General features: G+C 49.7%; 11 protein-coding genes and 1 riboswitch. Of the genes, 2 read left to right on the plus strand and 9 right to left on the minus strand.

The window, feature by feature from the left end; translation table 11 throughout:
* Window positions 1-19 precede the first annotated feature (19 nt).
* The 6 genes from M3191_RS08215 to M3191_RS08240 all read right to left on the minus strand — a co-directional run bounded on the left by M3191_RS08215 (window position 20) and on the right by M3191_RS08240 (window position 5,476).
* Window positions 20-1,102, minus strand: coding sequence for a protein arginine kinase (locus tag M3191_RS08215; protein ID WP_251699756.1), 1,083 nt, complete (start codon window positions 1,100-1,102; stop codon window positions 20-22).
* Complete coding sequence (locus M3191_RS08220) at window positions 1,092-1,655, minus strand: UvrB/UvrC motif-containing protein (RefSeq protein WP_251699758.1); 564 nt, start codon at window positions 1,653-1,655, stop codon at window positions 1,092-1,094. The genes M3191_RS08215 and M3191_RS08220 overlap by 11 nt, the downstream gene beginning before the upstream one ends.
* Before the next feature lie 27 nt (window positions 1,656-1,682).
* The gene (locus M3191_RS08225; RefSeq protein WP_251699760.1) at window positions 1,683-2,153 is read right to left on the minus strand and encodes a CtsR family transcriptional regulator; all 471 of its coding nucleotides are present in this window, start codon (window positions 2,151-2,153) and stop codon (window positions 1,683-1,685) included.
* A gap of 537 nt (window positions 2,154-2,690) precedes the next feature.
* Complete coding sequence (locus M3191_RS08230; protein WP_251699762.1) at window positions 2,691-4,367, minus strand: hypothetical protein; 1,677 nt, start codon at window positions 4,365-4,367, stop codon at window positions 2,691-2,693.
* Between the two features lie 143 nt (window positions 4,368-4,510).
* Window positions 4,511-5,107 (minus strand): biotin transporter BioY, encoded by a 597-nt coding sequence (locus M3191_RS08235; RefSeq protein ID WP_251699764.1) that lies wholly within the window; start codon window positions 5,105-5,107, stop codon window positions 4,511-4,513.
* Between the two features lie 183 nt (window positions 5,108-5,290).
* Window positions 5,291-5,476, minus strand: coding sequence for a histidine kinase (locus M3191_RS08240; protein ID WP_251695546.1), 186 nt, complete (start codon window positions 5,474-5,476; stop codon window positions 5,291-5,293).
* A gap of 114 nt (window positions 5,477-5,590) precedes the next feature.
* A riboswitch (SAM riboswitch) is annotated at window positions 5,591-5,697 on the plus strand.
* Window positions 5,698-5,962: 265 nt separating this feature from the next.
* Here M3191_RS08240 and M3191_RS08245 point away from each other — a divergent pair.
* Window positions 5,963-7,810: a bifunctional homocysteine S-methyltransferase/methylenetetrahydrofolate reductase gene (locus M3191_RS08245; RefSeq protein ID WP_251699766.1), complete on the plus strand. Its 1,848-nt coding sequence runs from the start codon at window positions 5,963-5,965 to the stop codon at window positions 7,808-7,810.
* On the plus strand, window positions 7,803-11,240 hold the full coding sequence (gene metH, locus M3191_RS08250) for a methionine synthase (RefSeq protein WP_251699768.1): 3,438 nt from the start codon (window positions 7,803-7,805) through the stop codon (window positions 11,238-11,240). The genes M3191_RS08245 and metH overlap by 8 nt, the downstream gene beginning before the upstream one ends.
* Window positions 11,241-11,498: 258 nt before the next feature.
* Here the strand turns inward: metH and M3191_RS08255 are convergent, their stop codons facing one another.
* The 3 genes from M3191_RS08255 to M3191_RS08265 form a co-directional block, all read right to left on the minus strand.
* Window positions 11,499-11,852 carry a hypothetical protein gene (locus tag M3191_RS08255; protein WP_251699770.1) on the minus strand — a complete coding sequence of 118 codons (354 nt, stop codon included), beginning with the start codon at window positions 11,850-11,852 and terminating at the stop codon, window positions 11,499-11,501.
* A 117-nt stretch (window positions 11,853-11,969) separates the two neighbouring features.
* Complete coding sequence (locus M3191_RS08260) at window positions 11,970-13,400, minus strand: cryptochrome/photolyase family protein (RefSeq protein WP_251699772.1); 1,431 nt, start codon at window positions 13,398-13,400, stop codon at window positions 11,970-11,972.
* A 167-nt stretch (window positions 13,401-13,567) separates the two neighbouring features.
* Window positions 13,568-14,821 carry a dicarboxylate/amino acid:cation symporter gene (locus M3191_RS08265; protein WP_251699775.1) on the minus strand — a complete coding sequence of 418 codons (1,254 nt, stop codon included), beginning with the start codon at window positions 14,819-14,821 and terminating at the stop codon, window positions 13,568-13,570.
* Between the last annotated feature and the right edge of the window lie 13 nt (window positions 14,822-14,834).

Consider the following 14,834-nt stretch of genomic DNA (forward strand, 5'->3'; position numbering starts at 1 on the left):
TCCGCTGCAAAAGTATTGCTCAGTTTTCTTTATTATTTTCATTGATTTGTTGTTCTGAACGCAACCGTTCCCTGAACAGATCGGCTCTGAATATATCTCTTTCCTCCGCTGTCAAATCCGCTTCGGCATATTGCTGAAGGAAACCGGGCTGCATGAAGATCATCAATTCATTCAAGATGGACATATCCACATCTTCGATGATGCCCAGATCGATGCCTAGACGTACATCTGATAGGCAACGGGCCGCTTCCCCTGAAGGCAGCAGTCTTGCATACGAAATGATGCCGAGCGATCGGAATAACTTGTTTTCCAATGCGACTCGGGATTTTGAAAGGAGGATTTCTCGTGAGCGCCTCTCATGTGCGATAAGCTTAAGCGCTACATTTTTCAAATCGGAAAGGATCTCTTCCTCCGGTTTGCCCAAAGTCGTCTGATTTGAAACCTGATAAATGTTGCCCGGCGCTTCGCTGCCCTCTCCGTAGCTTCCCCGGACAATCATTCCCAACCTTGCTATTGCCGGTATGATGCGCTCGATCTGCTTCGTGATTGTCAACGCGGGCAAATGCATCATGACTGATGCCCGCATGCCTGTACCTGTGTTTGACGGACAGCTCGTCAAGTAGCCGAAATCCTCGTCAAAAGCGTAAGGGAGTTTATCCTCCAAATAGTTGTCGACTGAATCTGCTTGCTCATAGGCATTTTCTAACTGGAAGCCTGGATAGATGCACTGGATGCGGATATGATCTTCTTCGTTCAACATGATGCTCAGCGTCTCGTCTTCGGACAAGATGACCGCGCCGTGCCGTTTCACGTCCGTCAATTGAGGACTGACCAAATGCTTCTCAACGAGCACTTGCCTATCAAGACCGGGAAGTTCTGCCATCTTCATATAGGCATACCCTTTTTCATCGGAAGTAAGCAAGGCAGCGGAAACTTGCGAGTCGACTTGCTTTGCCTCATCGGCAGTGAACGAGATCGGGAAACGGAATCCCCTTAAATTCCGTGCCAAGCGGATCCTCGTCGACATGACGATATCCGAATGTTCCCCATGCGACGTCATCCAGCCCGCAACTGCGCCTTTCATGAATTTATTAATTGACATCGCTGCCTTCACCTCCATTGCCGCACTCCGCCAAACGCTCTTTCAGCGCATTCGCTTCGTCCCTCAATGCGGCGGCTTCCTCAAATCGTTCCATCTCGATCGCTTCCTGCATTTTCGAACGGATTTCCTCGACCTTTTTCTTTAAGGCGAACCGCTCGTTGAAGGAATCCGGAATTTTCCCTACATGTGTCGTATGCCCGTTATGGAGCTTGCTGAAAACGCGCGGCAATTGCCCCCTGAACGTGTCATAGCACGTCGGACAGCCGAACTTTCCGATGTCGAGGAATTTCCTGAACGTCAATTTGCAGTCGGGGCACGTCGGACCTTCTGGCATGCTGTCCCTTGATTGCTGAAGAGGCTGTATCGATTCACTCCCGCTGAACCAGTGTGATAGGAATTGCTGGATCGACAATGGTTCCTGACTCGGATCAAAATGAAACATTTGTGTTTGAAACGCACATTTCTCGCATAGATGGCGTTCCGCCGACCCGCCCATTCCCTCCTGGGTAAAAATTACGGAAGCCGGTCGTTCTTTGCAATTGTCGCATAGCATTTTCTGCCACCTCGTATTCGTAGAATTCTAGTCAAGCTGCCGGTAGATAAGCGTCTGGAGCATTGCCTGCAAAATCCGTCCCCGGATCATGTCGCGTTCCGGCAATGGGTAATGCAAAGTCGTCCTGTCCACTGCTGCAAGGATGATCCTTGCCTCCCTCTCCGAAACAACCTCTTCATTCAACAGCCTGTAGATGATTCCTTCGGCCATCGAGTATGTCGCGCCTTGTTGGATTCCTTCTAAAATATGTTCGATCAATTCCTTATGCGAATTCGTTTGGACTCGGTAAATCCGGATATAGCCTCCGCCGCCTCGCTTCGATTCGACGGCATAGCCGCGTTCCACGGTAAATCGAGTGTTGATGACATAATTTATTTGCGAAGGCACGCACTGAAATTTTTCTGCCACTTCACTCCGTTTGATTTCAATCGTCCCGCTATCTTCTTTTTCGATAATGGCCTTTAAATATCCTTCAATAATGTCGGAAATGTTTCGCATGATGTCACCTCTTTTCTACGGGTGATAAGTCATTGACTTTGACTATCTTTGACTTAATTGTACATGAAAATACATTCGGCGTGCAATTGATATGCAAATTACAGTACGGATGTTTAGAATAGGTAAAATAGGGTAATTAACTAGTTGAGGATTTTGTTTGACCTCTTTTTCCTCTTCATGGAGTTTTGTTTAAAAGGGCAGATGAAAACGATTGAGGCAAACAGTCGTCTTTCTCGCCCCGAGCAGTCTGTCCTTTTGAACAAACTCTTACTTATCCATGATGGGATATTTACTTATGATAAATACGACTTAGCTGAGAAAGTATCAATATTATTGTATGAAGTAAAGTAAGGACAATATTGAGCTTCCAAAAACGCATAAATTGTTCGAAATGCTCATAAATCGCTGGGAAAGTCCATAAAGCGTAGCAGACGCGCATAAATGCTATAAACGACGCATAAATCGCAGAAAATACTCATAAACGCTCACAAAAACGCATAAAAGGCAGCTTCCGAAAATCCGGAGGCTGCCTTTATTTTATTCAATTGTAGCGTTCTTGAGTTCCTTGACTGGCAGGAAGAGCTCGCCTGTTTCGTAATACGTAATGGCGAGGTGGTCGCCTTCCTGAATGTAGATTGACAATGGAACAGCTTCGGTGGAGACGATATAGTTCCGGCCGTCGTCGGCAAGGATCGACACGATTGTGAAGTCGCCGGCGCGTTCCTTATAGACCCGGACAACGTTGACAGACGCTTTTCCTTCTTCGGCATTCGAACTGCCGTCGACTGTGCTACCGCCACGTTGTAACGCTGTTTTATACAGTCTTAGTGCTTCATTCGGCGAATTGGCAAAGACGGAGATTTCCGGATTTGCTGCCGAGACGATGAAGTAGTTTTGCAGGAACCCGTTCGAGTCGAGCACCGGCGTCAACCAGCTTGCTTCTCCGTAAAAGTTGTAGAGCACCGGCATTTCCCCGGTCCATTTCTTCTCGATGAACTTCTTCTCGATAATCTGAAGGGCTCCTTGTGAATCCATATACGACTCTTCGAGATTGCCCGTATAGTATGTCGCTTCGCCCGTGCGGCCATCTGTCAATGCATAGCCGAGCATCGAGTCGACTCCTTCTTTCGGGCTTGTGAAGTCAGTGAAATAATACATATGCCCATTCTCGTCGAAGACCGGGCTGACATTAGATTCCGTCCCTTCGTCCGAAGGAAGCTTCACATCTTTCTTCCCGACGATCGAATTCCAGAATCCGTGGACGTATTTACCGAAGTAACTGTTTTGAAGGCTGACCGCTTCAGGTGAAACCGCTCCATCGATGAAAGCAGGGACTTTCGAAAGCGGATATTGGCTCACTTCGCCGGAAGCAGGATCGACCATGACGATCCCTTGTACATCAAATCCATTTCTTGCTGTAATAAAATGTCCATAGGAACGGATATAATGCGGCTTTCCTTCGTCATCGATTTCTAGCTGCACATCCCCATAAAAGATGAGATCAGGCATCGCCATCCGCATATGGCGTTCCACTTGTTTATGGAAGAAGGATGAAGGCGTATACGACATTTCCGTCTTGACGAACTTGGGATTGTCCGCCGAATCGGTCGCGCTCATCGTGAAATATCCTGGAGTCGTCTTTCCGTTTATCCATTTGAAGAAGCCCGAGAATTCGACAGGCGCGATATAGACGAACTTCCCATCAACCTTCTGGATCTGCAAATTGCCTAGCTCATAATAGCTTGTATTCGGCACTTGACCGAACGCCTTCTTCATTTTATTCCGGGCGAATTTTGGTGGAACGCTTGCCGGCGTCTTCGTTTCGTCGAACGCCTTGATTTCCACTTGCTGATCCATTTCGACTGCTTTGTATTTTTCATTCGCATTGAAAAGTGGCGCACTTAAGATGAACGCACTTCCCGCCAATGCCGCTAAAAACAGGATTACCTTTGCACTTCTTTCCCTCCCGGTTGAAAGCACGGCGCCCGCTAGAGTAGCGATGAGAGCCAGCGCCCACACCGACGTCCAATTCCTGTCCAGATTCGTGACGTAATAAAGGATGAATGTGAGCACTGTCACGGCTGCGACTGTTGCAGAAAGCGCTCCGATCCGATTAAAGGCGGGATGCCCTTCTTTAGTGGTGGATGTTAATGGCGTGATGATCATTGCGGCAATGATGCCAACGACCAATGAAAACAGCAATAAATTTATCATATGAACACTCTCTTCTTTTGAAATTAATCCTCCTCTACTATACGGATGAGAATGCCAAACGATTCGTTTTATTGGGGATTCCATAAAAAAACTATCTGCATCTGTGGAAGCCCCACATTGCAGATAGCCAGTTTTGCGCCATATTAAAGTGTACGCCTTACTCTTAGAACCTTGTACATCCTGTGACCGAAAATACCCGCTAGAACGGACAGCAGAATATCTTTTGGAAGCGGTGGCACCATCCAGAGCCAGGCCACCTTATACGTGAATACGTCCGGCGCAGCGGCCCATAGCTTGTATGCAAAGTACATCCAGTTCGTGCCGATGACGTAATTTACGACGAGTCCTACAAGAGCCGCGATGACATAACTTCGCAAACTACCGTTCTTTTCGACAATTTTTCCTACTACGAACGCGACAAGGATGAATGAGACGATGAAGCCGAATGTCGGAAGGAGAATTGCTCCGAAGCCCCCATGGAATTTTGCAAAAACTGGCGCGCCTACCAAGCCGAGCGCCATGTAAACCGTCATGGAAATTGCACCGAGCCGGCTTCCGAGAAGGAGACCCGCCAAGACGGCGAAGAAGGTTTGCAGTGTTATCGGAACCCCACCAACAACGAGGAACGGCACAAAAAATGTAATATTCGCCCCGATCATCATCAATGCCGCAAACATCCCGCAATAGACGAGACTAAGCGCGCTCATCCCGCTTTTTGTTTTCACTGTAGCTGTTGTCATAATCCACCTCACAATTTAAGTTATCGTAAATAGAATAAAAGTTAACTCAAATTGTGTCAACCTATTTTTATTTTTAGTTAACCAACGAAACTAGACGGCTTGCTTTGGACGCGGGGTTTCCTTAATTTAAAAAAACTGCCACCAAAAGTAGTATTTCTACTTTTGGTGGCAGTCCATAATGACTTATCGTTCTTCGTCTTCACTTTTCGGAAATAAAAAATGGGCAATGATTCCACTTAATATAGCTGCGCCTACTGTTATCCACACTCTGGAAGTCCCTGGAACTTCCTGAAAGTTTTTATGGAGCATCCACCAGGAAATCCCGGCAACAAGAAGTGCGATCGGAATGGAAAATTTGAAAATCCTCAACGTATTCACCTTCTATTTTAAGTTCATATGCCGATTCTATCATAATTCGGCTATTGACGTATCAAACATTTAACGATATGATGTTTTAAATTATTCAAACAACTGCATATTTATTTCTTATCAAGAGAAGCTGAGGGACTGGCCCGTCGAAGCTTCAGCAACCAGCCGATTTCGGTCAGGTGCTAATTCCAGCAGGCCGGTTTCGGCTTGGCAGATGAGAAGGAGCGAGCATTCGCTTGAAAGCCTTCTTTTTTAGCGAAGGCTTTTTTATTTTTCATTGCAGTCTAAATTTTTCGTCTTGAAAAGATGAGATTATGGATTTATGCGTTTCTGGAGACGTTTATGCGTAGATTTATGGATTTATGCGCATCTGCTCGCGTTTATGCGGATCTGTATAGATTTATGCGTCAGTTTTGCGATTTATGCGTTTTTACAGGCGTGGCGGGTGCACGTTCAGGATATCGAATGAAGAAAGGATGATTTCTTATGAGATTGCTTGATCAGTTGAAAGATAACGTACTGGTGGCGGATGGTGCGATGGGGACGCTGCTTTATTCATATGGCATCGACTTCAGTTATGAGGAATTGAACGTTGAGAAGCCTGAAATCATTGAGAAGATCCACCGCGAATATATCGACGCAGGAGCGGATGTCATCCAGACGAATACATATGGAGCCAATTCCTTGAAGCTTGCCCGTTACGGAATGGAGAGCCGGGTGAAGGAACTCAACGAGGCGGCGATCCGGATTGCGAAGCGCGCCGCGGCACCCGGCAATCAATATGTGCTTGGGACGATCGGCGGGCTGCGCGGAATCCGGAAAAGCGATGCATCGCTTACCGAAGTGCTGACGATGGTACGTGAGCAGGCAGACGCTTTGCTATCAGGCGATCCCGATGGACTGTTGCTGGAAACATATTATGATTTCGAAGAGTTGTCGACGGTCGTCACCGAGTTGCGAAAACTGACGGATCTACCACTCATTGCGCAAGTCGCAATGGATGAGCCGGGAGTTCTGCAAAATGGGATGCATCTGAATGACGCGCTTCATCAGCTGGAGACGTTAGGAGCGGATATCGTCGGCGTCAATTGCCGACTAGGTCCCTTCCATACAATCCAGGCATTTGAAAAAGTGACGATACCGGACCGTGCATTTTTGTCCGCCGCACCGAATGCAAGTTTGCTAGATGTGGAGGATGGTCGGATCGTTTATGCGTCCGAAGCTGATTATTTCGGCCGCGCAGCCGCGCTCCTTCGGGATGAAGGCGTCCGTCTGATCGGCGGGTGCTGCGGAACGACGCCGAAGCATATCGCCGCTGCAAAAAAGCAATTGGTTGGACTGAAGCCCGTGATTGAAAAAACCGTCACGCCGCAGAAGCCGATCATCATCCGTGAAGCGGAGCCCGCAAAACACGAACCGCTTCACATCAAAGCGAAAACGGAACGGACAATTATCGTGGAGCTTGATACGCCACGCCATTTGGAGACGGAACAGTATTTCATAGGCGCGAACGAATTACATGCAGCCGGCGTGGATGCCGTCACATTGGCGGACAATTCCCTCGCCTCCCCGCGCATCAGCAATATGGCGATGGGGTCCATGTTGAAGCATGAGCATCACGTTCGCCCGCTCGTCCACTTGACGTGCCGCGACCATAACTTGATCGGCCTGCAATCCCATCTGATGGGGCTCGACGCGCTCGGAATCCATGATATCCTCGCTGTCACTGGCGACCCGACAAAAGTCGGCGATTTCCCTGGAGCGACTAGCGTCTATGACGTCTCCAGCATGGAGTTGCTGCAGCTCATCAAACAATTGAACGAAGGGATTTCCTTCACAGGAAAGCCACTGCGCAAAAAAGCGAAGTTCTCGGTCGCCGCAGCTTTCAATCCGAACGTCCGCGTCCTCGACCGCGCTGTACAGCGGCTCGAGAAGAAAATCGAATGCGGGGCGGATTATTTTATTACACAGCCGGTCTATACGAAAGAGAAAATTGTTGATATATACGAGGCAACGAAGCACCTGGATACGCCGCTCTTCATCGGCATCATGCCGCTTACGGGTATCCGGAACGCTGAATTCCTGCACCACGAAGTGCCGGGCATCAAGCTATCCGAAGAGGTGCTGGAACGGATGGCTGCCTGCGGCGAAGACCGCGAAAAAGCGACCGCTGAAGGCATCAAAATTGCGAAGGAACTGATCGACACGGCAGCTGAGCTTTTCAACGGCATCTACATCATTACACCGTTCCTGCGCTATGACATGTCACTGGAACTGATCACCCATATTAAAGAGCTAGACGCGGAGAAGGAGAGGAAGTTTGTCCATGCCTAAACATCCAATCGAACAACAACTGAAAAATAGAATCCTCATCATAGACGGAGCGATGGGCACAATGCTGCAAGCGGAAGACCTCTCAGAAGACGATTTCGGTGGAGAGGAATATGACGGCTGCAACGAATACTTGAACATTTTACGGCCAGATATTCTGGACCGGATCCACAGGTCCTACTTGGAGGCGGGAGCGGATATCATCTGCACGAACACGTTCGGGGGCACCCCTCTCGTATTGGACGAATTCAGCCTCGGCCATCAGGCTTCTGAAATAAACAAAAAGGCTGTGGAAATCGCGAAAAAGTGTGCAGCCGATTTCTCGACACCAGAGTGGCCGCGTTTCGTCGCCGGTGCAATCGGTCCGACAACGAAGACGCTGTCCGTCACAGGGGGCATTACTTTCGATAAGCTTTCCGACGACTTCTACGTCCAAGCGAAAGCATTGATCGAAGGAGGCTCCGATCTTTTATTGATGGAAACGAGCCAAGACATGCTCAATGTGAAAGCGGGAACGATTGGGATCAAGCGGGCGTTTGACGAAACTGGCATCGAGCTGCCTGTCATGATTTCGGGTACGATCGAGCCGATGGGAACGACGTTGGCCGGTCAAAGCATCGAAGCTTTCTATATTTCAATCGAGCATATCAAGCCGCTGTCAGTCGGATTGAACTGTGCGACGGGACCGGAATTCATGACCGATCATCTGCGATCTCTTTCCGATTTGGCGACAAGCTTTGTCACATGCTATCCGAACGCTGGATTGCCGGACGAGGAAGGCCATTACCATGAATCACCTGAATCTTTATCAATGAAGTTGAAAGGATTTGCGGAAAAGGGTTGGCTGAATATGGTCGGCGGCTGTTGCGGAACAACGCCCGAACATATCCGTGCGCTTCGTGAAGCGGTGGACGGCCTCGCTCCGCGCCAGAAACCTGAGACTGGACACGAGCACGCCGTTTCTGGCATCGAACCGTTATTGTATGAACCATCTATGCGCCCGCTATTGATCGGCGAGCGGACGAACGTTATCGGGTCTAGGAAGTTCAAACGGTTGATCGTCGAAGAAAAATTCGAAGAGGCTGCGGAGGTTGCACGTGCGCAAGTGCGCGGCGGAGCCCATGTGCTAGATATCTGCCTTGCAAATCCGGATCGGGATGAGCTTGAAGACATGAAGAAGTTCATGCAGGAAGTCGTTAAGAAGGTGAAAGTGCCGCTCGTCATCGACTCGACGGATGAAAATGTCATTGAAGAGGCGTTGAAATTCTCCCAAGGAAAAGCAATCATCAACTCCATCAACTTGGAGGACGGCGAAGAACGCTTCGATGCGGTTCTCCCTCTTGTGAAAAAGTTTGGTGCGGCTGTCGTCGTCGGGACGATCGATGAAATCGGAATGGCGGTGTCGCGCGAACGGAAGCTCGAAGTCGCGGAACGCTCCTATGATCTGCTTGTGAACAAATGGGGAATCGCTCCTGAAGACATCATTTTCGATCCGCTCGTATTCCCTGTCGGAACAGGTGATGCGCAATACATCGGATCGGCAGTTGAAACAATCGAAGGCATCCGGCTGATTAAGGAGAAGATGCCTCGTTGCTTGACGACGCTAGGTGTCAGCAACGTTTCCTTCGGGCTGCCCCCTGTCGGCCGGGAAGTGCTGAACGCGGTGTACTTGTATCATTGCACCCAGGCAGGACTCGATTACGCGATCGTCAATACAGAGAAGTTGGAACGGTACGCTTCCATTCCCGAGAATGAAATCAAGCTTGCGAATGATCTGTTGTTCACAACGACGGACCAGACGCTTGCGGATTTCACTGCTTTCTACCGGGATAAAAAGAAGGAGAAAACTGAGGATGATATTCCGAAGACGGTCCCGGAACGGCTCGCGTATTATGTCGTCGAAGGGACGAAGGAAGGCTTGATCCCTGACCTTGAAGCAGCGCTTAAGATGTACGATAGCCCGCTCGAGGTCATTAACGGACCATTGATGGAAGGTATGTCGGAGGTCGGACGCCTGTTCAATGATAACCAGCTGATCGTTGCGGAAGTGTTGCAAAGCGCGGAAGTGATGAAGGCATCGGTTTCATTCCTCGAGCAGTTCATGGAGAAGAAAGAGGACGATTCCGGTAAAGGGAAGATCATTTTGGCGACGGTCAAAGGGGATGTCCATGATATCGGGAAAAACCTCGTCGACATCATTTTGAGCAATAACGGGTACCGCGTCATCGACATCGGCATCAAAGTGACGCCCGCAACGTTGATTGACGTTATTCGCAAGGAGAAGCCTGACATTATCGGGCTATCCGGTCTGCTTGTAAAGTCGGCGCAGCAAATGGTGATTACCGCGCAGGACTTCAAGGCGGCGGGAATTAATACTCCTGTCATGGTCGGAGGAGCTGCGTTGACACGTAGATTTACGGAGACGAAGATTGCGGCGGAATATGATGGACCTGTCATCTACGCGAAGGATGCGATGCAAGGGTTAGAACTTGCCAACCGATTGCAAGGCGGCGACAGGGAGGCATTGTTGGACGAACTCGTCGAGAAGCAGGAGAAGCGCCTCGAGTCGGAAGCGATCCGGGCGGCGCGCGACACAGCGGTTGCAGTGTTGCCAAGGCCAGTGAAGACGGTGCGGGAAGATGCGCCTGTTTTCGTGCCATCCGATTTGCGCAGGCGTGTTTTGAGAGATTATTCCGTTTCGCATTTATATCCGTACGTCAATATGCGGACGCTGATCGGCCATCATTTAGGGTTGCGCGGCAATGTCGACAAAATGCTTACGGACGGCGAGGAGCGCGCTGTGCAGCTTCACGAAATGGTTACGGGTTTCCTCGAGTCAGGCAACTTATCGGCATCTGGCCTATATCAGTTCTTCCCCGCACAAGCGGACGGCGACGATGTGATCATTTATGATCCGATTGATGCGAAGACGGAAATCGAGCGCTTCACATTCCCCCGTCAAAGCAAGGAGCCATTCCTCTGCCTCGCCGACTATTTGAAAACGGTCGACAGCGGTGAAATGGATTATGTGGCACTTATGCAAGTGACGGCAGGACACGGCGTGCGTGATTTTGCGAACCAGTTGAAAGCCGAAGGGAAATTCCTTGAAAGCCATGCGTTCCAATCGACGGCGCTTGAACTCGCGGAAGGGTTCGCTGAGCGCATCCATCAGGAAATCCGGGACCAATGGGGATTCCCGGACGCAACCGACTTTACGATGCGCGACCGGTTCGCCGCGAAATACCAAGGGCAGCGCTTCTCGTTCGGTTATCCTGCTTGTCCGAACCTCGAAGACCAGTCGAAGCTGTTCGGTTTGCTGAAGCCGGAAGACATCGGCGTGCATTTGACGGAAGAATATATGATGGAACCGGAAGCATCAGTGTCCGCAATCGTATTTGCGCACCCGGATGCAAGGTATTTTAATGTAGATTGAAGAGTGAAGTCGCCTCCTTTGTGGGGCGGCTTTTTCGTTTGCGGTTTGGGCGCGGATAGCGACTTCTTGAGCGCGAACTCAAATTCTTGAGCGAGGAACAACACTTCTTGAGCGCGGACTCCATTTCTTGAGCGCGGAACTCCATTTCTTGAGCGCGGATAGTCCTATGTGCATAAACTTCCCCCCCGACGCGATTCAAAAAACAAAAAAGCTGTCCCTTTGTCGATGTGCTCGACGCCGGTGACAGCGGTTTGGATATTAAAACCCTCTTCTCCCGAAGCCGAAGAAGCCTCTGCCCCTTCTACCGAAACCAGGCTCTTGACCAGGATAAACCGGCGCGCCCATTACGTTTTCCGTTGTCTCCGTAAAATAGTGCCGCGGCGTGACAACAGGATGCGTCCTATTGACGTTGACAATCGGATGAATATACGGTTGTTCTACCGGGAAGAATTGGTCGTTGAAACGACATTGTGTCGGGCATACGATTGGTTGCATTGGTTGCATTTGCGGCATTTGTTGGTTCATAGGAAGCATGTGGCTTCCTCCACAATGTCCTCCGCAACGCCCTCCACAATGTCCTCCACAGTGTCCATGGTGCATCATCATCTTCACTCACCCCCTCCTATCTATTACATGTGAAAATGGACGGGACATACGGGCGAGCGACCATGGACGGAGAAATTCACTAGTCATTTGTTCTGTGTGCTTGTCTCTGCCTTTTCAGCATATTTATTTCCCTTTCACTTGTTGAAGAGCCTCTAATGCCCGCTTTCTGGCAGTAGCATGATCGACAATCGGCGAAGGATAGGTAACGCCGATTTGAATGCTCGCCTCCTCCAATACAGAGGTCGGTGCTTCCCACGGTCTGTGGATATACGGAGCTTGCAGACCGGAAAGCTCCGGCACCCATTTCCGTATATACTCGCCATCCGGGTCAAACTTCTCGCTTTGTAGGAACGGGTTGAAGATTCTAAAGTAAGGGGCGGCGTCAATGCCGCATCCAGTTACCCACTGCCACCCCATTGCGTTGTTGGCGGTATCAAAATCGAGGAGGGTATGCTTGAACCACTCGTAGCCCTCTTGCCACGGAATCAGCAGATGCTTGACTAAAAACGAGGCGGTCACCATTCGCACACGGTTATGCATGACGCCCGTCTCCCAAAGTTCCCGCATGCCTGCATCGACGAGTGGATAGCCCGTCTGCCCTCTCTTCCATTTCGTAAGCTGCTCATCCGTGCCTACCCAAGGGAACTCCGCAAATTGTTTTCGCAACGGGATCCGGGTGATGTCCGGAAAGTGGATAAGTTGATGGTAGGCAAATTCGCGCCACACTAGCTGTTTGAGAAACGTATCAATCGATTGAACTGACATTCCCTGGACTTCCTCATAAATGCCTTTTGCGGAATGCCACATCGCTTTTACACTGATATTACCTGCAGCAATGTACGGAGAGAGCATGGAGGAGGTGCCACTTGAGATCAAGTCCCTCTCCTTCCCGTAATAAAACATGCCATCATCCGAGAATTGTTCCCACTTTTCAATTGCTGCTTGCTCACCAGGTTCCCAATACTCATGGAATTTCTGTTGCCATGGGTTCTTATGCACGAAACATAATGAATGTAAGCTAAGAGTATTAATTTCCTGCTCTATCCCTATCATCCCAACTGGGACAGGAAGCGGGCGTTCTACATCCTCCTGCATGCACCTCTTCCAAAAGGAAGTGAACACTTTATAAGGTTCGCCTTGTTTATTCACTAGATCGGGATTGAATAATAGCTGTCCATGAAATGTCTGCACCTCTTTCCCTATCGATTCGAGCTGCGCCGTGATCCTCCTCCCTTTGCTCCGCTCGGCAGGCTCATAACGTTCATTGAAATAAACGGCTTCCGCATCCGCTTCTTCCATCACCTCGACAAGCGCATCAAACTCATCTCCGGATTTAATAAAGAGCTTCAAGCCATGTGCCTGAAGCCCCTTTTCAAGAGTTGCCAACGAATGATAAAGCCACCATGAGGATGCTTCACTTTCCGCATATTCCCGCTTCTCTTCTTCCGACCAAATGAAGACAGGAATGACGATCCCCTCTATTGCCGCCTCCCACAAAGCGGGGTTGTCATGTAATCGAAAATCTCTTCGAAACCATACAATCGTTCGTTTCATCTATCTCATCCTTCATGACAGGAGTCAATTCTCTTCTTGCAGCTTCAGGTCGGTCGTGCCTAAATCCTCATAAAGCTGTTCCAACTCGTCAGTACTCATATTGCCCTTTATCACTTTGGTTTATATCCTCATTTGCTTCGCCACAGTCGTGAACTGTTTACTATCCTTCAGACGGTCTTCGTACTAGCCTGCACCCGGTCATCATCCGGATCACCAAGTACACCTTCCGTCTGGGCAACAACAACTGCGCAAGCTGCATCTCCAGTGATGTTGACAGCTGTGCGCACCATATCAAGCAGGCGGTCGACCCCTAAGACGAGGGCAATTCCTTCGACAGGCAGACCAACAGATGTCAAAACCATCGCCAACATGATCAGCCCTGCACCCGGCACGGCAGCCGTCCCGATGCTGGCAAGGACTGCGGTGAGGACGACAGTGAGCAACTGCCCCATTGACAGTTCGATACCAAAGGCTTGAGCGATGAAAACAACTGCCGCCCCTTGCATGATCGCCGTTCCGTCCATGTTGATCGTTGCGCCTAAAGATTGTGTGAAGGAGCTGATTGACTCAGGCACTTTCAGCCTCTCCTGTGCGGTTTTCATGGAAATCGGAAGCGTTGCCGCGGAGCTCGCCGTACTGAAGGCGACGACCTGTGCCGGAAAGAAGTTCTTGAAAAACCAGATCGGATTCCGTTTGCCGAGCAAGGACACCGAGCCCCCGTAGACGACGACCGAGTGAATGAGAAGAGCGCCTAGGACAACAACCATATACATCCCCATCGCCCGCAGCGCATCGAACCCTTGACTGCCGACTGCTGATGCAATCAAGCCAAAAGCTCCGTATGGCGCAAACTTCATGACGAAAGTGATGAGATACATGATTAGTTCATTAGATTGCTCCAGCAATTCGGTGACTCGCTCCACCCGATTGCCGAGCATTGCGATCCCGAATCCTACCAAGGCCGCAAAGAAGATGATCTGCAGCATATTCCCTTCCGCCATTGCAGTGATCGGGTTCGTCGGGATGATACCTAACAACGTGTCTGTGACAGGCGGTGCCTCTGACGCTTCATAATCCGCACCTGCCGTATCAAAGTTCCCTCCTGCACCTGGCTTCAGTATGAGTGCCAAAGAGAGGGCAATGATGATGGCAATAGCAGTTGTAGCCAGGAAATACCCCAATGTCTTCCCGCCAATCCTTCCTAACTTCTTAGGATCACCAATGCCAATCGTTCCAAGCGCGATGGAAACGAAGACGACCGGTATGACAAGCATCTTCATGAGGTTCAGGAAGATGATTCCTAACGGCTTGAACAGAAACTTATCCGCTACCCCGAAAATTCCAGGGGCAAACAAGTTCAAAATCAGTCCGACAACGACACCAACAATGAGGGCGATAATAATATTGCGTGCTAACTTCATGGCGATTCCTCCC

It is taken from the genome of Sporosarcina luteola (assembly GCF_023715535.1).
GTDB classification, from domain to species: domain Bacteria; phylum Bacillota; class Bacilli; order Bacillales_A; family Planococcaceae; genus Sporosarcina; species Sporosarcina luteola_B.